The 18,227-nt window shown below is 64.8% G+C and carries 18 protein-coding genes and 2 pseudogenes; 15 read left to right on the forward strand and 5 right to left on the reverse strand.

The window, feature by feature from the left end:
• Positions 1-14 precede the first annotated feature (14 nt).
• The 9 genes and pseudogenes from ACZ5KU_RS13745 (at position 15) to ACZ5KU_RS13785 (ending at position 8,505) form a co-directional block, all read left to right on the forward strand.
• Positions 15-1,846: pseudogene (locus ACZ5KU_RS13745) on the forward strand (DUF2341 domain-containing protein).
• A gap of 15 nt (positions 1,847-1,861) precedes the next feature.
• The gene (locus ACZ5KU_RS13750) at positions 1,862-2,287 is read left to right on the forward strand and encodes an ExbD/TolR family protein (protein ID WP_054057511.1); all 426 of its coding nucleotides are present in this window, start codon (positions 1,862-1,864) and stop codon (positions 2,285-2,287) included.
• Between the two features lie 2 nt (positions 2,288-2,289).
• On the forward strand, positions 2,290-2,997 hold the full coding sequence (locus tag ACZ5KU_RS13755) for an energy transducer TonB (RefSeq protein WP_054057512.1): 708 nt from the start codon (positions 2,290-2,292) through the stop codon (positions 2,995-2,997).
• Positions 2,998-3,036: 39 nt separating this feature from the next.
• A complete protein-coding gene (locus ACZ5KU_RS13760) occupies positions 3,037-4,734 on the forward strand; it encodes a putative porin (RefSeq protein WP_416773237.1) in 1,698 nt (565 codons plus the stop codon).
• Positions 4,735-4,752: 18 nt separating this feature from the next.
• On the forward strand, positions 4,753-5,394 hold the full coding sequence (locus ACZ5KU_RS13765; RefSeq protein ID WP_054062317.1) for a hypothetical protein: 642 nt from the start codon (positions 4,753-4,755) through the stop codon (positions 5,392-5,394).
• A 17-nt stretch (positions 5,395-5,411) separates the two neighbouring features.
• Complete coding sequence (locus ACZ5KU_RS13770) at positions 5,412-5,903, forward strand: YbjN domain-containing protein (protein ID WP_464737328.1); 492 nt, start codon at positions 5,412-5,414, stop codon at positions 5,901-5,903.
• A gap of 65 nt (positions 5,904-5,968) precedes the next feature.
• A complete protein-coding gene (locus ACZ5KU_RS13775) occupies positions 5,969-6,853 on the forward strand; it encodes a peptidylprolyl isomerase (protein ID WP_464737407.1) in 885 nt (294 codons plus the stop codon).
• Positions 6,854-6,911: 58 nt separating this feature from the next.
• Positions 6,912-7,889 (forward strand): LysR family transcriptional regulator, encoded by a 978-nt coding sequence (locus tag ACZ5KU_RS13780; protein WP_464737329.1) that lies wholly within the window; start codon positions 6,912-6,914, stop codon positions 7,887-7,889.
• An 88-nt stretch (positions 7,890-7,977) separates the two neighbouring features.
• Positions 7,978-8,505 carry a GNAT family N-acetyltransferase gene (locus ACZ5KU_RS13785; protein ID WP_054061491.1) on the forward strand — a complete coding sequence of 176 codons (528 nt, stop codon included), beginning with the start codon at positions 7,978-7,980 and terminating at the stop codon, positions 8,503-8,505.
• Between the two features lie 15 nt (positions 8,506-8,520).
• Here ACZ5KU_RS13785 and ACZ5KU_RS13790 read toward each other — a convergent pair whose 3' ends face one another.
• The 3 genes and pseudogenes from ACZ5KU_RS13790 to ACZ5KU_RS13800 form a co-directional block, all read right to left on the reverse strand.
• Positions 8,521-9,948, reverse strand: a complete 1,428-nt coding sequence (locus ACZ5KU_RS13790) for an efflux transporter outer membrane subunit (protein ID WP_416773241.1) — start codon at positions 9,946-9,948, stop codon at positions 8,521-8,523.
• A 1-nt stretch (position 9,949) separates the two neighbouring features.
• Positions 9,950-10,978, reverse strand: a complete 1,029-nt coding sequence (locus tag ACZ5KU_RS13795) for an HlyD family secretion protein (RefSeq protein WP_416773243.1) — start codon at positions 10,976-10,978, stop codon at positions 9,950-9,952.
• Positions 10,975-12,506 (reverse strand): annotated as a pseudogene (locus tag ACZ5KU_RS13800) (MFS transporter). The gene ACZ5KU_RS13795 and the pseudogene ACZ5KU_RS13800 overlap by 4 nt, the downstream one beginning before the upstream one ends.
• Before the next feature lie 96 nt (positions 12,507-12,602).
• Between ACZ5KU_RS13800 and ACZ5KU_RS13805 the strand changes: the two are divergent.
• The gene (locus ACZ5KU_RS13805; RefSeq protein WP_054059727.1) at positions 12,603-13,358 is read left to right on the forward strand and encodes an IclR family transcriptional regulator; all 756 of its coding nucleotides are present in this window, start codon (positions 12,603-12,605) and stop codon (positions 13,356-13,358) included.
• 168 nt (positions 13,359-13,526) lie between these two features.
• Here ACZ5KU_RS13805 and ACZ5KU_RS13810 read toward each other — a convergent pair whose 3' ends face one another.
• Entirely contained in the window at positions 13,527-13,793 is a 267-nt protein-coding gene (locus tag ACZ5KU_RS13810) for a DUF2790 domain-containing protein (RefSeq protein ID WP_054059728.1), read from the reverse strand.
• A 201-nt stretch (positions 13,794-13,994) separates the two neighbouring features.
• Here ACZ5KU_RS13810 and ACZ5KU_RS13815 point away from each other — a divergent pair, with 201 nt between their 5' ends.
• The gene (locus ACZ5KU_RS13815) at positions 13,995-14,192 is read left to right on the forward strand and encodes a hypothetical protein (protein ID WP_054059729.1); all 198 of its coding nucleotides are present in this window, start codon (positions 13,995-13,997) and stop codon (positions 14,190-14,192) included.
• A gap of 108 nt (positions 14,193-14,300) precedes the next feature.
• Here the strand turns inward: ACZ5KU_RS13815 and ACZ5KU_RS13820 are convergent, their stop codons facing one another.
• Entirely contained in the window at positions 14,301-14,750 is a 450-nt protein-coding gene (locus ACZ5KU_RS13820) for an Sbal_3080 family lipoprotein (RefSeq protein ID WP_054059730.1), read from the reverse strand.
• A 461-nt stretch (positions 14,751-15,211) separates the two neighbouring features.
• On the opposite strand from ACZ5KU_RS13820, the gene ACZ5KU_RS13825 reads away from it, so the two are divergent.
• Genes ACZ5KU_RS13825 through ACZ5KU_RS13840 form a run of 4 tightly spaced genes read left to right on the forward strand, consistent with a single transcriptional unit; the run spans position 15,212 to position 18,227 of the window.
• Positions 15,212-16,060 carry a transporter substrate-binding domain-containing protein gene (locus ACZ5KU_RS13825; RefSeq protein ID WP_054059731.1) on the forward strand — a complete coding sequence of 283 codons (849 nt, stop codon included), beginning with the start codon at positions 15,212-15,214 and terminating at the stop codon, positions 16,058-16,060.
• Positions 16,061-16,113: 53 nt separating this feature from the next.
• Entirely contained in the window at positions 16,114-16,776 is a 663-nt protein-coding gene (locus ACZ5KU_RS13830; RefSeq protein ID WP_054059732.1) for an amino acid ABC transporter permease, read from the forward strand.
• Between the two features lie 9 nt (positions 16,777-16,785).
• On the forward strand, positions 16,786-17,448 hold the full coding sequence (locus ACZ5KU_RS13835; RefSeq protein WP_054059733.1) for an amino acid ABC transporter permease: 663 nt from the start codon (positions 16,786-16,788) through the stop codon (positions 17,446-17,448).
• Entirely contained in the window at positions 17,445-18,227 is a 783-nt protein-coding gene (locus ACZ5KU_RS13840; RefSeq protein WP_054059734.1) for an amino acid ABC transporter ATP-binding protein, read from the forward strand. Before ACZ5KU_RS13835 ends, ACZ5KU_RS13840 begins: the two co-directional genes overlap by 4 nt.

Genomic DNA, 18,227 nt, shown 5'->3' on the forward strand with positions numbered 1-18,227 from the left:
CGGAGAACCACCGCATGTCACGCTTAATCGTGTCCCTGTTGATCTGCCTGGGCTTCGTGCTCCCGGCCACCGCCCAGGCCTGGTGGCAGGACGACTGGCATTACCGCAAGCAGATCAGCGTCGACACCACGCCCCAGGGCGCGGCCATTAGCGAGGCCCTGGGCCGTACCAGCCTGCTGGTACGCCTGCACACCGGTAACTTCACCTTCGACGGGGTCAAGGAAGACGGTTCGGACCTGCGCTTCATCGCGGCCGACGACAAGACCGTGCTCAATTACCAGATCGAAAGCTTCGACCCGCTGATGGGCATGGCGCTGATCTGGGTCGATGTGCCCAAGGTCGAAGGCGGCCAGCGCCAGGACATCTGGATGTATTACGGCAACCCGAAGGCCCCGGCCACCAGCAATGGGCAACTGGCCTTCGAACCGAACTACACCGCGGTCTATCACTTCGATGGCGCGCCGGGGACGCCGGCGAAGGATGCCACGGCCTTCTCCAACCACGCGCAGAACGCCACCGGCAGCCGTATCGACGGGGTGATCGGCGCGGCCTTGCAGTTCAGTGGCCAGCCGCTGCTGTTGCCGGCCAGTCCGTCGCTGCAATACAACGCCGGGGGGCCTTCACCCTGAGCGCCTGGGTGCGTCTGGACCAGGCTTCGGGCGAGCAGTTGCTGATGGCCCGGCGCGAAGGTGGCCATGCCTTGCTGCTGGGGGTCAGCCAGGGTACACCCTTCGTGGAGGTCAACGGTCAGCGCGTGGTATCGACCCAGCCGCTCAACCCTGGCCAGTGGCAGCACCTGGCGCTGACCGCCCAGGGCAGCAAGGTCTCGCTGTTCGTCAACGGCCGTGAGAGTGCCAGCCTGGCCCAGGAAGTCGCGGCGTTCAATTCGCCGATCGCCCTGGGCGGCGACCTGCCGGCTGCCGACCCCGCGGCAGCAGCGAGCCCCTTCGCCGGCTTCCATGGCGCCATCGATGAGCTGCGCCTGTCCAAGGTCGTGCGGCCGGCCGCCGTGCTGCTGGCCGATGCCGGCGCGCAAGGCGCCGAGTCGAAGCTGGTGGCCTATGGCGCCGATGAGGAACAGTCCGGTTTCGGCTTCGGCAGCCTGGGCTTCCTGCTCAAGTCGGTGCCGGCGGATGCCTGGGTGATCATCGCCATCCTGGTGCTGATGATGCTGCAGTCGTGGGTCATCATGGTCCGCAAGAACCGCGCCCTGAGCCGTGTCAGCCGCGCCAACGAGGCGTTCCGCGAGCAGTTCGCCCAGGTCGGTACGCGCCTGGAAATGTTCGCCGACGACCAGGACCTGGCCCGCCGCCTGGAGCATTCCTCGCTGTGGCGCCTGTATCTGGTGGCGGTCAAGGAGATCCGCACCCGTCGCGCCCAGGGCGCCGATACCTCGTCGGTTTCGGCGGCCACCATCGAGGCCATCCGCTGCTCCATGGACGGTGTGCGCACCCGGGAGAACCAGCAACTGGGTTCGAAACTCTCGACACTGTCCAACGCCATCGCCGGCGGCCCGTACATCGGCCTGCTCGGTACGGTGCTGGGGATCATGGTGGTGTTCCTCGGCACGGCCATGGCCGGTGACGTGAACATCAACGCCATCGCTCCGGGCATGGCCGCAGCCCTGCTGGCCACCGCCATGGGCCTGTTCGTCGCGATCCCGGCGCTGTTCGGCTACAACCGGCTGATCACCCGCAACAAGGAAGTCAGTGCCGACATGCGGGTGTTCGTCGACGAGTTCATCACCCGCCTGGCGGAAATGCACGGTGAGGGGCAGAGCCATGACGCCAATCGTGCCAGGCCCGCCCAGGCCGGCCAGCATGCCGTCGACCTGCTGTCGGTCTGAGGGGAGGGAACTGCCATGGCTTCCGTAAACGCCTCCCATGACGACGATGACGATGCCGCCGTCGACAGTATCAACATCACGCCCCTGGTGGACGTGCTGATGGTGGTGCTGGTGATGTTCATCCTGACCGCCACGGCCCAGGTCTCGGGGATCCAGATCCACCTGCCCAAGGCCAGTGCCTCGGTGTCGCTGTCCGAGGCCAAGACCAAGGCCATTTCGGTCAACGACGGTGGCCAGGTCTTCCTCGATGCCTATCCGGTGACCCTGCCGGAGCTGGAGGAACGCCTGCGTATCGAGAAGGCGCAGAACCCGGACTTTCCGATCATCGTGCGCGGCGACGCCACGGTGCAGTACCAGAAAGTCATCGAAGTGCTCGACCTGCTGCGGCGCCTGGAGCTGTCCCAGGTCGGGCTGGTCACCGGCAAACCGAATCAGGGCTGACCATGACCGCGAAATTACCGATCAGCCCCGAGCCCGTGAAGCCGTCGCCGCTGCGCCTGTTCAAGTGGGGCGCCGGGCTGCTGCTGGGGGCGGCTGCCGCCTGGTTCCTGTGGCAGTGGGCGCATGACATGAGCGGGGTACGGCGTGAGGCGCCGAAGGTGCCGATGATCATCCCGTTGCCGCCTCCACCACCACCGCCGCCTCCGGAGCCGGAGAAACCCAAGGAGCCGGAACCGCCGGTGGAGGAGAAGGTGCCCGAACCGACGCCCGAGCCCGAGGACATCAAGCCTCAGGAAGAGGCACCGCCGTCACCGGCGGACGACCTGGCCAACCCGATGCAGATCGACGGCGACGCCCAGGCCGGCGGCGACGCGTTCAACATCGGCGCGGGCAAGGGCGGTGGCATGGCTGGTTCCGGCGGGGGCGGGCTGGGTACCGGTACCTACAAGCAGTACCTGGCCGCGACCCTGCAACGGCTGCTGCGTGACGACCCGGACCTGCGTCGGCTGGCGTTTTCGGTGCAGGTCGATTTCTGGCTTTCGGCGGACGGCGATGTGCTCAAGGTGGCCATGGTCAAGGGGACCGGCGAGCCGAAGATTGACGAGCGGATCATCGCGTCCCTGCAGAACGCACCGCGTTTCAGGGAGCGCACACCGGCTTCATTGACCTTGCCCATTCGCGTATCGCTCAAGGGCCGACGCCCGGACTGATCGAACACTTTCACGCTTTTCAACAGGAGTTGTGTGCAAATGATTTCCAACGTGAATCGATTGACCCTGGCGGTCGGCATGGTCATCGCGACCCTGGTCGGCCAGGCGGTGGCGGCGCAGCCCGCCGCGCCTTCGCAGAACGCCACGATCAATCTGATCCGCCTGCTGGTGCAGCAGGGTGTGCTCAAGCAGGAACAGGCCGAGGGCCTGATCGCCCAGGCCGAGAAGGAGGCAGTACAGGCACGTCAGGCCAACGCCGTGGCAGCTGCGACCCCTTCGGCCACGCCGGGAGAGGTGCGGGTGCAGTACGTGCCGGCGATTGTTCGCGAGCAGATCCGCGACCAGGTCAAGGCCGAAGTCATGGCGACCGCCAGGCAGGAGAACTGGGCGCAACCCAACACTTTCCCGGACTGGGTCTCGCGCATCAGCTTCGACGGTGACCTGCGCGTGCGCAATGAGTCCCGCTACTTTTCAGGTGGCAACGGCAACACCCTGATCGACTACGCCAGGATCAACAGCGGCTCGCCCTATGACGTGAACCGGAGCACCAACACCCAGTATCCGCCGCTGCTCAACAGCCGCGAGGACCGCGAGAACCTGTTCCGCCTGCGTGCCCGCCTGGGCATGAAGGCGGTCCTGACGCCCGAGTGGGTCGCCGGCGTGCGCATCGGCACCGGCTCCGACAACAACCCGGTCTCGACCACCCAGACCCTCGGCGGCGGCTTTGCCAAGAAGGACATCTGGCTCGACCAGGGGTATATCAGCTGGAAACCTTCGCAGGACCTGACGGTAACCGGCGGGCGCTTCGCCAACCCGTTCTATTCCACCGACATGATGTACTCCAACGACCTGAACTTCGACGGCGTGGCGGCGGTGTTCAATCACACGCTCAACAGCGAATGGGGCCTGTTCGGTACCCTCGGGGCATTCCCGGTCGAATACACCTCGGACTCGGAAACCAGCAACGGCATCGACAAGGCCGACAGCCAGAACAAATGGCTGATCGGCGGGCAGATCGGCGCCAACTGGAAGATCAACGCCGACAACAGCCTCAAGGGCTCGGCGGCCTACTACAGCTTCAACGATATCGAGGGCAAGCGTTCCAGCCCTTGCAAGCCGTGGGACGGCCAGCCGGGTTGCGACACGGATGGCACCCGCCTGGCCTTCATGCAGCACGGCAACAGCGTGTTCCTGTTGCGCAACATCACGCCGAACCCGACCAACCCGAACCTGACGCCGCAGCCGCAGTACCTGGGCCTGGCCTCGGAATTCAACGTGCTCGACCTGAATCTGGCCTGGGATACGCAACTGCCGGAAGACTTCAAGCTGCGCAGCCAGGCCAACTTCATTCATAACCTGGCGTACGACAAGGGCGAGATGCTCAAGCGTTCCGAGGGCCAGATCGTCAACAACATCAACAGCAACGGCGAGTTCGAAAGCGGTGGCAGCGCGTTGATGATGCAATTCACTCTCGGCAACGCGCTCGAGCTGAAAAAGAAGGGCGACTGGAACCTCTACGCCGGCTACAAGTACATCCAGCCGGACGCCTTGCCTGACGGTTTCAACGACTCCTCCTACCACCTGGGCGGCACCAACGCCAAGGGTTACTTCATCGGCGGCAATTACAGCCTGGACAAGAACATCATCGCCTCGGCCCGCTGGTTGAGCGCCGAGGAAGTCTACGGCGACCCGTTCCAGGTCGATGTCTTCCAACTTGAGCTGAACACGCGCTTCTAAGCCCGAAGGAGAATCCCCATGAACAGGCGAATCCCGGCAGCGTTGTGCCTGCTGACCGTTGGTCTCTTCACTGCCCACGGCGCCAGCGCCGAAGGCATGGAAGAGCGCCTGCGGACCCAGCTGCGCAGCACCACCCAGCAGTTGCAGGCGCTGCAAAGCGAGCAGGCCCAGGCCAGTGCGGCACGGATTGCCGCCGAGAACCAGGCCAGGGCGGCCCAGGATCAGATCCGGCAGTTGACGGCCGAGCTGGCCAGGGCCAAGGGCCTGAGCGAGCAACTGGCTGGCCAGCAGCAGGCCCTGCAAAACCAGGCCCAGGCCTTCTCCGTGGCGGCCAACGAGCAGTTGGGCAAGTACAAGAAGGCCTATGACGACCTGCTGGTGATGGCCAAGGCCAAGGAAGCCGAACGGGCCAGGTTGCAGGGCCAGTTGACCGAGCGTGACACACAAGTGCAGCAATGTTCAGCCAAGAATCAGCAGATGTACGGCATCGCCAAGGACATCCTCGCCGCCTACGAGAAGATCGACGTGGCCGAAGTGATGAAGATCCGCCAGCCGTTTGCCGGCAGCGCCCGGGTCAAGTTCGAGGAAATGGCCCAGGCCTTTGGCGATGACCTCTACAAGAACCAGTTCGATGCGACCCACGCATCCCTGAACCCATGACACAAGGAAGAACCTCCATGAGCGAGCAACTGATCGAACAAGTTACCCCCGACAGCCTGACCGAGCTGCTGCAAGGCGCCGGCTACCGGGTCAACCGCACCGAGCAGAACGGTATCGTGCAACTGCTCAGCGCCAGCCAGGGCATCGGCTATGCCGTGCGCTTCGGCAATCCCTCGGTGCAGGAGGGCGGTTATGTCGACTTCACCTACAGCTGCGCCCTGCGTGTGCAGGGCGAGCTGCCGGCCGGCCTGGCCGAGTTGTGGAACGCTTCGCGGCGTTTCGCCCGCTTGTCGGCGCAGGGCGAGTTCCTGGTGATGGAGATGGACGTGGTGGTCGCCGCGGGCGTCAGCGTCAACTACCTGCGGGCCAACCTGGAGCTGTGGGATCGCCTGTTGCAGGAGTTCATCGTCTACCTGCGCGAATACAGCCAGCAGGCCGCGCAGTTGCAGGCCAAGGCCCAGGCTGCGGCCGAGCCGGAGCAAACCCGTGAGGAGGAGGCCGCCCTGTGAACAGAGGCAACCTGCTGGCCGGCGCGGGCGCGCTGGCCGTGCTGGTCGGGGCCGTTGCCCTGGCCATGCGTCCGGGTAACGATCCGGTGGCGGCGGTGCAGCCGGCACCGGCCGCCGTACCAGCCACCGCGAGTGCGCCGGCGGTGGCCCGGCTGGGCAACCAGCAAGTGTCCCCGCAAGAGCTGAAGGCGCTGTTCGCGGCGTTGCCGCAGGCGTCGCGCGAGCAGTTGCGCAGCAACCGCGGCGCCCTGGAAAGCTGGCTGCGCACCCGCCTGGCGGAGAAGGCGGTGCTCGAACAGGCCGATGTCCAGGGCTGGCGCCAGCGCCCGGAAATCGAGCAGCAGACCCGGGCGGCCACCGAGCAGATCGTCTTTCGCAACTACATGGCCTCGGTCAGCCAGGTGCCGGCCGACTATCCGAGTGACGAAGAGCTACAGCAGGCCTACGACAGCGGCAAGTCGCAGTGGCAGACGCCGGCGCTGTACCGGGTCAGCCAGATCTTCCTGGCGGTGCCCGATCAGCAATCGCTGGAAAGCGTGCGCAGGCAGGCCGTGGACCTGAGCCGCAAGGCCCAGGCCGCACCGGGCGAGTTCGCCGCCCTGGCGACCCAGTATTCCCAGGACCGCGAAACCGCCAGCCGCGGTGGCGATACCGGACTGCAACCGCTGGAGCAACTGATGCCGCAAGTGCGCGGGGTATTGTCGCGGCTGAAGGTCGGCCAGGTGGCCGATCCGGTGCAGAGCCCGGCGGGCTTTCATATCGTCAGGCTCACCGAGCTGCAGCCGGCACGCACGGCCACTCTCGACGAGCTGCGCGATCGCCTGCGTGAAGCCCTGCGGGCCCAGCGTCAGCAGCAGATTGCCAAGGCCTATCTGGAAGGCATGCTGAACACCGCGACCCTGAGCATCGATGGCGCGGTGCTCAACCAGGTACTGGAAGACAAACACTGACGGGAAACTTGCCATTGGATGGTTGGGCGCCGTGAGGCGTCGACAGGGAGTCTGAATGATGTCGTTGAATGAACCCGCCCAGCGTACGGGCGACATGGAGTATCACGACCCCGTCGAGACGCACGGGGGCTGGTTGGCGCTGGCCGAGCGGATCGAGCCGGAAACCGCACAGTTTTTTCTCGCCAGTGCGCGCTGTGGCTGCTTCATGCAGGCGGCGCGCAGCCTGAATATCAAGTCGACCCAGTTGCGCAAGCAGTTGGCGGCGCTTGAAGACCAGCTCAATCGGCCACTGTTCGTCTACCAGGGCAGCGCCCTGACCCTGAGCCGTGAAGGCCAGCACCTGCAGGCGCAACTGTTGGCCCTGGCCCACGAACGGCGGCTGCCGGTCATGGAGCAGCCACTGGTCAGGCTGGTGATTGCCGAGTCGATCCTGCACGACATCCTCGGTCGCGACCTGATCGCCCTGTTGCGTCGCAACGCCAGCGTGCGCCTGGAAATCATCCCGGTGGACAGCGTCCTGTCGTTGCAGGCGTTGAGTGCCGAGGTGGTGGTCTGGCTGTCGGATGGCGACTCGCCACTGCCCGGGCCGAGTTTCGACACGACCCCACCGCAGCCCCTGGCGCGGCTGGATTACCTGCCGCACATCGCCAAGCGCTACTCGCGGGTGGCGGTGCGTCCGGACTCGCTGCAGGACCTGGAGGACTACATGCTGGTGCAGTGGCAGCAGGATCGCCAGGTCGAAGGTTTCCAGCCGTGGAACAACGTGCTGGAGCAGCGCCTGGCCGGCGTGGTGCAGGTGCATTCCTACGAGCTGATGCTGGAAATGATCCGCTGCGGTGCCTGCATCGGTCTGCTGCCGCGCTACATCACCCGCTTCGACCGTGGCCTGGCGGCCTTGCCCGGCCTGTTCCACGAGGGCATGCAGCGGCGTGCCTGGCTGGCCACCCGGCGTGGGGCCGAGGGCAGGGAAGAGGTGCAGATGATCGTCGAGCTGATATTGAACACCTTCAGGGAGCGGCGGGAGTGGTTTGAGTAGGTCTGGCGGCCTGTGTGGCTGATTCGCCTGTAACCGTACAGGCCGCTACACTGGGCGGCCTTGTCATTTTTCATGGATTAAAAAGACGATGCCCGCCGACACTCCCGCCATCACCCTCGAACGTTTCCGCGAAGCCCATATCGACGGCGTCACCGCGCTGTACAACGAGCCTGCGGTCTGCCGTCAGGTCCTGCAGATGCCGTTCCAGTCAGCCGAGGTGTGGCGTCAGCGGTTGCTGCAGAACCAGGGCAACGAGCGCCAGCTGTCGCTGGTGGCGTTGCATCAGGGCGTGGTGATCGGCAGTTGCTCGCTGGAGCAGTATGCGCGGGTGCGGCGCAGTCATGCCGGGAGTATCGGCATGGGCGTGGCGACGGCCTGGCAGGGCAAGGGCATTGGTTCGCAGTTGCTGGCGGCGGTGCTGGAGGTGGCGGACAACTGGATGAACCTGCAACGGGTCGAGTTGAGCGTCTATGTCGACAACCAGGCGGCCCAGGCCCTGTACCGCAAGTTCGGGTTCGAGGAGGAGGGGGTGATGCGCGCCTATGCGATTCGCGATGGGGTGTTGACCGATACGCTGAACATGGCGCGGCTTCGCCTGGGGCGCGTTGGGCGGTAGACCCTGTGGGAGTTTTCAACTGTCCTTGGCAGGCTGTGGCCAGCCCCCGCCCAGTGCCTTGTAGAGCTGCACCAGGTTGGTCGACACGCGGGTCGCGCTGTCGGCCAGTTCGCTCTGGTTGGCGATCAGCGCTCGCTGTACGCCCAGCACGTTGATGAAGTCGACCGCACCCTCCTTGTAGCGCTGCCGGGCATTGGCCAGGGCGATCCGGTTCTGCTTCACCGCTTCTTCCAGGGCCGCATGGTGACGCTGTTCGGCGCTGTAGTCGGTCAGCGCATTGTCCACCTCATGCCAGGCAGCGAGCACCGTACGCTGGTAGTTCAACGCCGCTTCCTGCTGCTGGTGCTCGCGCAGTTCGAGCGTTCCGGTCAACCGGCCGCCCTGGAAGATCGGCAGGTACAGGCTGGGACCGAAACTCCATTGCCGCGAACCCCAACTGCCGATGTCCGAACCCTGCAGCGCCTGGAAACCAAAGCCGCCGCCTAGGCTGACCCGTGGATAGAAGTCGGCCTCGGCCACGCCGATGGCGGCGGTGGCGCGGTGCAGGGCGGCTTCGGCCTGCTGGATGTCAGGGCGCCGTTGCGCCAGTTCCGAAGGCAGGCCGACCGGCACCCGGAGCGGGGGCAGGGGAATCGCTGCCGGAGGCAACAGCCGTGCGCTCAGGCTGCCCGGCTGTTCGCCGAGCAGATAGCTCAGGGCATTGATCAGATGGGCCTGCTGCGCCTCGAGCAAGGGCAGGCGGGCTTCGATATCGGCAACCTGGGCGGCGGCATTGGCGGTGTCCAGCTGGGTGGTCACGCCGTTGTCGTAGCGGGTCTGGGTGAGGTCTCGACTCTGCCGGGCGATGTCGAGGTTCTGCCGCGCCACTTCCAGGCGCGCCTGGGTACCACGCAGGCGCAGGTAGTCAGTGGCGGTTTCCGCCGCGACGCTGAGCAGCACGCCGTCGCGCTGGGCGCGGCTGAGCTCGACCGCGGCCCCGGCGCCTTCCAGGCCGCGTCGTACATGGCCCCACAGGTCGACTTCCCAACTGGCATCGAGGCCCAGGTTCCACAGCTCGAAAGGCGATTTGCCGCTGTGGCCCGAGGCGTCCATCAGACCGACGGCGCTGTTGCGCTGGCGCTGGTAGCTGCCGTCGGCCGCCACCCCGGGCAGTTGCTCCGCACCGGCGATCTGGCGGGCCGCCCGGCTCTGCAGCAGACGTTCATTGGCGGTGCGCACATCGAAGTTGGCCTGGGCGGCGCGTTCGACCAGTTCGCTCAGCAACGGATCGTTGAATTGCCGCCACCAGTGGGCGTCGATGGTCCGGGTGGCGGCATTGCTGCGCACCTCCCGGGGTTCTGCGGCCCAGGTGGCGGGCAGTCGAGCGGCAGGCCTGGAGAAGTCGGGGCCAACGCTGCAGGCGCCGAGTCCGAAAAAGGCCAGCAGGTAAAAATAGCCACGCATCCTATCGATTCTCCAGGGTGATGACCCGGGCAATCACCGACATGCCGACCCGCAGGTCGTTCAGGCCGGGCTGGTCATGGTCGAAGACGATTTTCACCGGAATCCGTTGTACCACCTTGGTGAAGTTGCCGGTGGCGTTGTCCGGGGCAATCGCGGAGAAGCTCAGGCCGGTGGCGGGAGCGAGACTGTCGACATGGCCGTTGTAGGTGCGGTCGGGGAAGCTGTCGATGCTGATGTCGACGGCCTGGTTCGGCTGCATGTGGGCCAGTTGGGTCTCGCGGAAGTTGGCGACGACGTAGGCATCGCTGACCGGGACCACGGCCATGACTGCCTTGCCCGGCGCGACATAGGCGCCGACGCGGACGCTGCGTTGGCCGACCACGCCATCGTGGGGCGCGACGATCCGGGTATAGGACACCTCCAGATCGGCCTTGAGCAGCGCGGCGCGGGCCTGTTCCACTGCTGCGTGGGCCATCTCCAGGCGGGCCTTGAGCACTTCCCGGTTCTTCTGCTGTTCCAGCCTGGCCGCCGCGTCGTGGTCGTGCACGGCCTGCCAGCGGGCCAGTTCGGCATCGGCTTTCTGCTGTTCTTCGCGGGTGCCGGCACCGGAACTGGACAGGTTGCGATAGCGCTGGGCATTGGCCTGGGCGAATTTCAGTGAGGCCGCCGTCGAGCGCAGGGTGGCGTCGGCCTGGGTGATCAGCGTCGCCTGGCGTTCGACCTCCGCCGCAAGGTCCTTCACCTGGGCCTGGGCCGCGTTGACCGCGGCGATGGCAGCCGCCTGCGCGGCCTGATAGTCGCGGGCATCGATTTCCAGCAGCAGTTGGCCGGCCTTGACCGGTTGATTGTCGGCCACCGCGACCTTGCTCACCACGCCGGCGATCTGCGGGGCAATCAGTACCGAATCGGCGGTGATGCGGGCGTCGTCGGTGCTCTGCGTGCCGTCGTTGCGCAGCAGGTGATAGCCGCTGTAAGCGACGATCAGGAGTACGGCACCCCCGACCAGGCTGAGAGAGAGTTTCGGTTTCATGGCATTTTCGGCGCTTGGGGAGGGAAAGGGCGGGTCGGCAGGGTCAACAGGAGAATCGTCAGGATCGCCATCAGCCCGATCATGGCCAGGAAGGCATCGCTGAAACTCAATACGAAGGCCTGTTCGCGCAGGCGCGCGGCCATGCCGGCCAGCGGCTGTTCATCGAGCAGCGGAATCAGGGCCTGCTGGTTGGCGGCCCATTGGTCAACCAGGGTGTTGGAATGCAGGTGCTGGCGGGTGGTGATGAAATTCTCCAGCAGGACCGCGCCGATCACCGAGGACAGGCCACGCAGCGAATTGACCATGGCCGAGGCGAAGGGCCCTCGATGGGCTGGATCACGCCGGTGGCGACCATCAGCAGCGGTACGACGATCATCGGCTGGCCGAGGGTCTGCAGCAGTTGCAGCGGGTAGAAATCTTCGCGGACCCAGGCGCTGGTCAACTGCGAGCCACCGAGGCAGGCCAGGGTCATCAGCAGCAGGCCGCAGGCGATCACGTAGCGCGAGTCGACCCAGTTGCGGTTGATCACCGTGGCGACCAGGGGCGCCAGCAGCAGTTGCGGCAGGGCGATCAGCAGGGCCAGCGGCATGCTTTGCTCGGCGCGGTAGCCCTGGATATGGGCCAGGTAGTTGGCGGGCAGGGCGACGCCGGACATCGAGACCATGACGAACAGCGCCAGGGTGGCGATGCCATAGGCGAAGTTGCGCCGTTCCAGCAGTTGCACCTTGAACAGCGGCAGCGGGTGGAACCACTCGTTGAGCAGGAACAGCGGCAGGCAGAGGGCCGCGCCACCCAGCAGCAGGCCGATCAGCGGCGAGGCGAACCAGTCCAGGCGTTCGCCCTGCAGCAGGCCGATCACCAGCATGGCCAGGCCGCCGCAACCGAGCAGCGCGCCGCGCCAGTCGGCCTGCCTGAAACGCTCCAGGCGCAGCGGATCCTGCGGGATGCCGTAGGCGATGAAGGCGGTGGCGAGCAGGCAGCAGGGTGCGATCTGCCAGAACACCAGGCGCCAGTCGAGGTTTTCGGTCCAGGTGGCGGCCAGGGGCAGGGAAATGTTCGGGCCGAAGGTGGCGGTGAGCGCATAGGCCGACAAACCGTAGAGCTTGTAGTGCCAGGGCAGGAAACGCAGGGCTACGGTCATCAGCAAAGGCGGCAGGGCGCCGCCGGCCAGGCCCTGCAACACCCGCAGCAGCAACAGCGCCTCAAGGTTCGGCGCCAGGGGGCAGAGCACGCCGAAAAGGCCGAAGGCCAGGGTCATGGCCATGGCGAAGCGCCGCAGCGAGAAGGTCACCGCCAGCCAGGGTGCGATCAGCATCGCCGAGACTTCCGCCGCTGCATACAATGCGCTGATCCAGGTGCCTTCGTCATGGCCGATGCCGAACGCCCCCAGCACATCCGCCAGTGCCAGTTCGGTGACGCGGTCGTTGATGCCCGAGGTCAGGGCGGCGATCAGTACGCCGACCAGTCCGATGATCAGCCGCCGGTCGAAGGGAACGGCCACGGGTGGCCCGGGGGGTGGGGACAGCATGCACGCAAATCCTGTGGAAGGCGGTTGCGCGAAAACGTCACCGCTAACAATATTTCGGTACACTGTATCAGTGAGCGGTACAAAGGAGCAATGTCGATGTCAGTCCCTGAAACCGAACGTGGGGGTATCCAGGTGATCAGCCGGGCGGCTGCCATTCTGCGCTGCCTGGAGGACGAACCGGGGGGCTTGAGCCTGGGGGCGATCGCCAAGCGCATCGATCTGCCGCGCTCGACGGTCCAGCGGCTGGTGGATGCCCTGGCCCAGGAACAGTTACTGGAAATCCAGGGGCCGGCCGGGGTGCGCCTGGGGCCGGCGCTGATGCGCCTGGCGTCCCACAGCCATATCGATGTGACGCAAAAGGCCAGGCCCTACCTGGAACAGCTGTCGCGCGAGACCGGTGAAACCGCGGTGCTGCTGCATGCCAGCGGTGCCGAGTTGCTGATTCTGCAGATGGCGGTGTCGAACCAGCCGTTGCGGGTGGTGCCGGATGCCAGTTCGTTCCTGACCATGCATGCGACTTCGGGCGGCAAGGTGCTGTTGGCGCGGATGAGCGACGAGGCGGTGGTACAACTGCTGGGCAAGCAGCTCAAGAGCCTGACGCCCATGACCAAGACCCATTGGCCGGACCTGCTGGCGGAGCTGGCGGAGGTGCGGCGCACGGGGGTGGCTTTCGATGCCGACGGGCATATGCCGGGGGTGAGCGCCATGGGCGTCGAGCTGTTGGCCGGGCAAAGTGCCTACGCGTTGTGCGTGGTGGCGCCGTCGGCGCGCCTGGAAGGGGCTCGGGAGGCGGTGAAGGAGCGGCTGCTGGCAACGCAGAAGGCCATGCTCAAGGCTTTCGACAGCCGCTGAGCCTGGGGCAGCGCCTGCTTGCGGGGGATTTCATTAGGGTAGGCAGGGCTCTGGGGCCCATTCGCGGGCAAGCCCGGCTCCTACGGTTCGAGGGAGTACGCCAGATTGTGAACGACACAAAATTGTAGGAGCCGGGCTTGCCCGCGAATGGGCCTTCGAAACCCTGCCTCAGTTGTTGAAGTTGCAGGCATCCGACAGCTTGCGATAGCTGACGTCCTCGGTCTTGCCGGCCTTGTCGATGAACTTCATGTCGGCCTTGACCACCTTGCACTCCGCGGTGGGCTGTTCGGTCATCGAGATGACCTTGTCGATATTCAGGGGCATGCCGTAGTGATAGGGCACGGCCTGGGCGGTGGCAGCCGTGTCGGCCTGGGCCACGCCGGCGAAGGCGCTCAGGGCCAGGGCACCGCTCATCAGTAAGGTACGAAACTTCATGATCTTTCTCCGAATCAGGCTGAACAAGGGTCCAATCGCCAGGGCATTGGACATGCCGCGCAAGGCGGCAGGGGAGATCTGCGCTGACGCGGTCGACTTCACTTTCCCTGCACACGATTAACGCTGAATTAAGTGCGGAGCTTTTTATTAGGCTGCTAATTAAATGGTTCAGCCGCCACCGATCGGGAGGCGAAAGTATTCATGCGAAAGTTAATGTCAAAAACACATCACTCGCTGCTAGAATCCTTGACCGTTTGTTGGAAGGGTCAAAAAAACGACGGTGATTTCTACAGCCTATTTCGGGGGATCAGCATGGCCAAGGGGTTTGCACTGTACATGACCGGCATGACGGCAGTGATGGCGACGTTCGCCGTGGCGGTGGTGATGCTGCTGCACTGAGCGCGGCCGCGACACTTTCCAGACAGCTCGAACAGGGTGCCGTTGCGTTCCCGCACGCGAGCCCCAGGGTGATGCCTGGCACTCGCGCCTGCCTGGGCTGTTGCGATCTCAGCGCTGGGCGCTCAGGGGGCGCACGCCGATCGGGAACAACTGGTCGGTCAGTTCCTTGATCTTGCTTTCGGCGTTGATGAACTTGTCCATGCGCAATGAGCCGCTTCTTGAGTTATAGGTTGCCGAGCCGACTTCCCGGCCGAACTGGTAGACCCTGATATCCACTTCCGACAGATACAGCGCCATGTCCCAGCTCCAGCGCCCCAGCAGGGTGCTGCTCAGGGGGCAGTTCTGCGGGTTGCTGACGCTGGGCAGCACTTCCACGGTAAAACCCTTGGCCTTCAGGGCATTACCATAGGCTTCGGTAAACGACTCACGCACGCCATCAGCCGGGATCACGCAGATCCGTGCGGCGGGGTTGGCGGCGAAATCGACTGGGGTGACCTGCTGCCTGATGCTGCAGCCGGTGATCAGGGTAACTAAACAGAGCAGAAGCAGGGAACGCATCGCGACATCCATGTAGGCCCGCAAGGGCGGTGGGAAGAGAGGGCGGGATACTAGCTGTTTGCTTGGGTGCCGCAAAGCAGAAGCCGCTGCGCTGGTCCGGATTTCGTGCTGCTCCTGGCGGCCCATTCGCGGGCAAGCCCTGCTCCTACAGGGTGATGTCGTACACAAGATTTGCATGCGGCAAAAAACGATGGGAGCAGGGCTTGTCCGCGAAGCGCCTGATCTTCGCTCCTGCACCGCCTTGGGGCCTTGGCACCCACCATCGTTGCCTTCCGTAGCATTTGCCCACGCGCACCTTGTGTAACCGGTTTCCTGCAGAAAAACCTATCTCTCTGATTTTCCTGAACTTTACCGAGACGGTTAACGACCGCGATTTCCTGTGGCACACTTTCTGCTGTCTATTCCGTTGTTACATACCAAGTTCCGCTATAGCGGAATACACATCATCGGAGTGCAACGTCATGCAACGCGTACCTTCCTTGTTCAAAGCCTGTGCTTTCATTCTGGCCGCTACGGCGGCTGCGGTAGGGACGGCCCAGGCCGCCGACAGCAAGCTCGACAGCGTGCTCAAGCGCGGTCACCTGATCGTCGGCACCGGTAGCACCAACGCGCCCTGGCACTTCCAGGGGGCGGACGGCAAGTTGCAGGGCTTCGATATCGACATCGGCGCCATGATCGCCAAGGGCCTGTTCAATGATCCGAGCAAAGTCGAATACGTGGTGCAGTCGTCGGATGCGCGGATTCCCAACCTGCTGACCGACAAGGTCGACATCAGTTGCCAGTTCATCACCGTCACCGCCAGTCGTGCCCAGCAGGTGGCGTTCACCCTGCCGTATTACCGCGAAGGGGTCGGCCTGCTGCTGCCGAACAACAGCAAGTACAAGGAGATCGACGATCTCAAGGCTGCCGGCGACAAGGTCACCGTGGCCGTGCTGCAGAACGTCTACGCCGAGGAGCTGGTGCACCAGGCGCTGCCCCAGGCCAAGGTCGACCAGTACGACAGCGTCGACCTGATGTACCAGGCCGTGAACTCCGGTCGCGCCGACGCCGCCGCCACCGACCAGTCCTCGGTCAAGTACCTGATGGTGCAGAACCCCGGCCGCTACCGCAGCCCGGCCTACGCCTGGAGCCCGCAGACCTATGCCTGTGCGGTCAAGCGCGGCGACCAGGACTGGCTGAACTTCGTCAACACCGCCCTGCACGAGTCGATGACCGGGGTCGAGTTCCCGACCTACGCCGCCTCCTTCAAGAAGTGGTTCGGTGTCGACCTGCCCACTCCGGAAATCGGTTTCCCCGTCGAATTCAAGTGATCTCTCCAGAGCAGGGCGCCGCGCGCGGTGCCCTGTCGAAGGTACTGTGAACCATGAACTATCAGTTGAATTTTGCTGCCGTGTGGCGCGACTTCCCCAGCTTGCTGGCGGGGCTCGGCCTGGGCCTGGAGCTGGCACTGGTGTCGATCGCCATCGGCTGCGCGATCGGCCTGATGATGGCGTTCGCCCTGCTCAGCCAGCACCGCACCTTGCGCACGCTGGCCTCGGTGTACGTCACGGTGATCCGTAATACGCCGATCCTGGTGCTGATCCTGTTGATCTACTTCGCCATGCCGAGCCTGGGCATCCGGCTGGACAAGATCCCTTCGTTCATCATCACCCTGTCGCTGTATGCCGGCGCCTACCTGACCGAGGTGTTCCGCGCCGGGCTGCTGAGCATCCCCAAGGGCCAGCGCGAGGCCGGGCTGGCGATCGGCCTGGGCGAATGGCAGGTGCGTGCCTACATTACGGTGCCGGTGATGCTGCGCAACGTGCTGCCGGCGTTGTCCAACAACTTCATCTCGCTGTTCAAGGACACCTCCCTGGCGGCGGCCATCGCCGTGCCGGAGCTGACCTATTACGCCCGCAAGATCAACGTGGAGAGCTACCGGGTGATCGAGACCTGGCTGGTCACCACCGCGCTCTACGTGGCCGCCTGTTACCTCATTGCCCTGATGCTGCGTCAGCTCGAACAGCGTCTGGCGATCCGCCGCTAGGAGCCTGTCATGTACGAATCCCCCCATTGGCTGCATGAGTTGTGGATCGCCCGCGAGCCGTTGTGGCAGGGCTTCCTGACCAGCGTGCAGTGTTCGGCCCTGGCGATTGTCTGCGGCACGCTGATCGGCATCGTCGCCGGGCTGGTGCTGACCTACGGCAATGTCTGGATGCGCCTGCCATTTCGCCTGTACGTCGACCTGATCCGCGGTACGCCGGTGTTCGTCCTGGTGCTGGCCTGCTTCTACATGGCCCCGGCCCTGGGCTGGCAGATCAGTGCGTTCCAGGCCGGTGCCCTGGGCCTGACGCTGTTCTGCGGCTCCCATGTCGCGGAAATCGTCCGCGGTTCGCTGCAGGCCATTCCCCGCGGGCAGATGGAAGCCAGCCAGGCCATCGGCCTGACCTTCTTCCAGGCGCTCGGATACGTGCTGTTGCCCCAGGCCCTGCGGCAGATCCTGCCGACCTGGGTCAACTCGTCCACCGAGATCGTCAAGGCCTCGACCCTGTTGTCGGTGATCGGCGTTGCCGAGCTGTTGCTCAGCACCCAGCAGGTGATCGCCCGGACCTTCATGACCCTGGAGTTCTACCTGTTCGCCGGGTTCTTGTTCTTCATCATCAACTACGCCATCGAACTGCTCGGTCGGCATATTGAAAAGCGGGTGGCGTTGCCATGATTGCGACAAACGACAAGCAAGCACTGCTCAGCATTCGCGGGCTGCACAAGCAATACGGTCAGCTCGAAGTGCTCAAGGGTGTCGACCTGGACATGCACCGCGGCAACGTGGTCACGCTGATCGGCTCCAGCGGATCGGGCAAGACCACGCTGCTGCGCTGCGTGAACCTGCTGGAAGAGTTCCAGGGCGGGCAGATCACCCTCGATGGCGAGTCGATCGGCTACAGCGAGGTCGATGGCAAGCGCGTCCGTCATCCGGAGAAGGTGATCGCCCAGCACCGGGCCATGACCGGGATGGCGTTCCAGCAGTTCAACCTGTTCCCGCACCTGACCGCGTTGCAGAACGTCACCCTGGGCCTGCTCAAGGTCAAGAAGCTGCCCCGGGACCAGGCGGTGGCCCTGGCGGAGAAATGGCTGGAGCGGGTCGGCCTGCTGCAGCGCCGCGATCACTATCCGGGGCAACTGTCCGGCGGCCAGCAGCAGCGGGTGGCGATCGCCCGGGCCATCGCCATGAACCCGAGCCTGATGCTGTTCGATGAAGTGACCTCGGCGCTGGACCCGGAACTGGTCGGCGAAGTGCTGGCGGTGATCAAGGGGTTGGCCGAGGAGGGCATGACCATGTTGCTGGTCACCCACGAGATGCGTTTCGCCTTCGAGGTGTCGGACAAGATCGTTTTCATGAACCAGGGGCGCATAGAGGAACAGGGACCACCCAAGGAACTGTTCGAGCGCCCGCAGTCGCCGCGTCTGGCGGAATTCCTCAGGAACACCCGTTTTTAA

The sequence above is a fragment of the Pseudomonas sp. Tof1 genome, assembly GCF_055390395.1.

Bases quoted from the DNA above. Each gene is read 5' to 3' on its own strand.
- ACZ5KU_RS13750 (WP_054057511.1), top strand. From the start codon at position 1,862: ATGGCTTCCGTAAACGCCTCCCATGACGACGATGACGATGCCGCCGTC.
- ACZ5KU_RS13755 (WP_054057512.1), top strand. From the start codon at position 2,290: ATGACCGCGAAATTACCGATCAGCCCCGAGCCCGTGAAGCCGTCGCCG.
- ACZ5KU_RS13760 (WP_416773237.1), top strand. From the start codon at position 3,037: ATGATTTCCAACGTGAATCGATTGACCCTGGCGGTCGGCATGGTCATC.
- ACZ5KU_RS13765 (WP_054062317.1), top strand. From the start codon at position 4,753: ATGAACAGGCGAATCCCGGCAGCGTTGTGCCTGCTGACCGTTGGTCTC.
- ACZ5KU_RS13770 (WP_464737328.1), top strand. From the start codon at position 5,412: ATGAGCGAGCAACTGATCGAACAAGTTACCCCCGACAGCCTGACCGAG.
- ACZ5KU_RS13775 (WP_464737407.1), top strand. From the start codon at position 5,969: ATGCGTCCGGGTAACGATCCGGTGGCGGCGGTGCAGCCGGCACCGGCC.
- ACZ5KU_RS13780 (WP_464737329.1), top strand. From the start codon at position 6,912: ATGTCGTTGAATGAACCCGCCCAGCGTACGGGCGACATGGAGTATCAC.
- ACZ5KU_RS13785 (WP_054061491.1), top strand. From the start codon at position 7,978: ATGCCCGCCGACACTCCCGCCATCACCCTCGAACGTTTCCGCGAAGCC.
- ACZ5KU_RS13790 (WP_416773241.1), bottom strand. From the start codon at position 9,948: ATGCGTGGCTATTTTTACCTGCTGGCCTTTTTCGGACTCGGCGCCTGC.
- ACZ5KU_RS13795 (WP_416773243.1), bottom strand. From the start codon at position 10,978: ATGAAACCGAAACTCTCTCTCAGCCTGGTCGGGGGTGCCGTACTCCTG.
- ACZ5KU_RS13805 (WP_054059727.1), top strand. From the start codon at position 12,603: ATGTCAGTCCCTGAAACCGAACGTGGGGGTATCCAGGTGATCAGCCGG.
- ACZ5KU_RS13810 (WP_054059728.1), bottom strand. From the start codon at position 13,793: ATGAAGTTTCGTACCTTACTGATGAGCGGTGCCCTGGCCCTGAGCGCC.
- ACZ5KU_RS13815 (WP_054059729.1), top strand. From the start codon at position 13,995: ATGCGAAAGTTAATGTCAAAAACACATCACTCGCTGCTAGAATCCTTG.
- ACZ5KU_RS13820 (WP_054059730.1), bottom strand. From the start codon at position 14,750: ATGCGTTCCCTGCTTCTGCTCTGTTTAGTTACCCTGATCACCGGCTGC.
- ACZ5KU_RS13825 (WP_054059731.1), top strand. From the start codon at position 15,212: ATGCAACGCGTACCTTCCTTGTTCAAAGCCTGTGCTTTCATTCTGGCC.
- ACZ5KU_RS13830 (WP_054059732.1), top strand. From the start codon at position 16,114: ATGAACTATCAGTTGAATTTTGCTGCCGTGTGGCGCGACTTCCCCAGC.
- ACZ5KU_RS13835 (WP_054059733.1), top strand. From the start codon at position 16,786: ATGTACGAATCCCCCCATTGGCTGCATGAGTTGTGGATCGCCCGCGAG.
- ACZ5KU_RS13840 (WP_054059734.1), top strand. From the start codon at position 17,445: ATGATTGCGACAAACGACAAGCAAGCACTGCTCAGCATTCGCGGGCTG.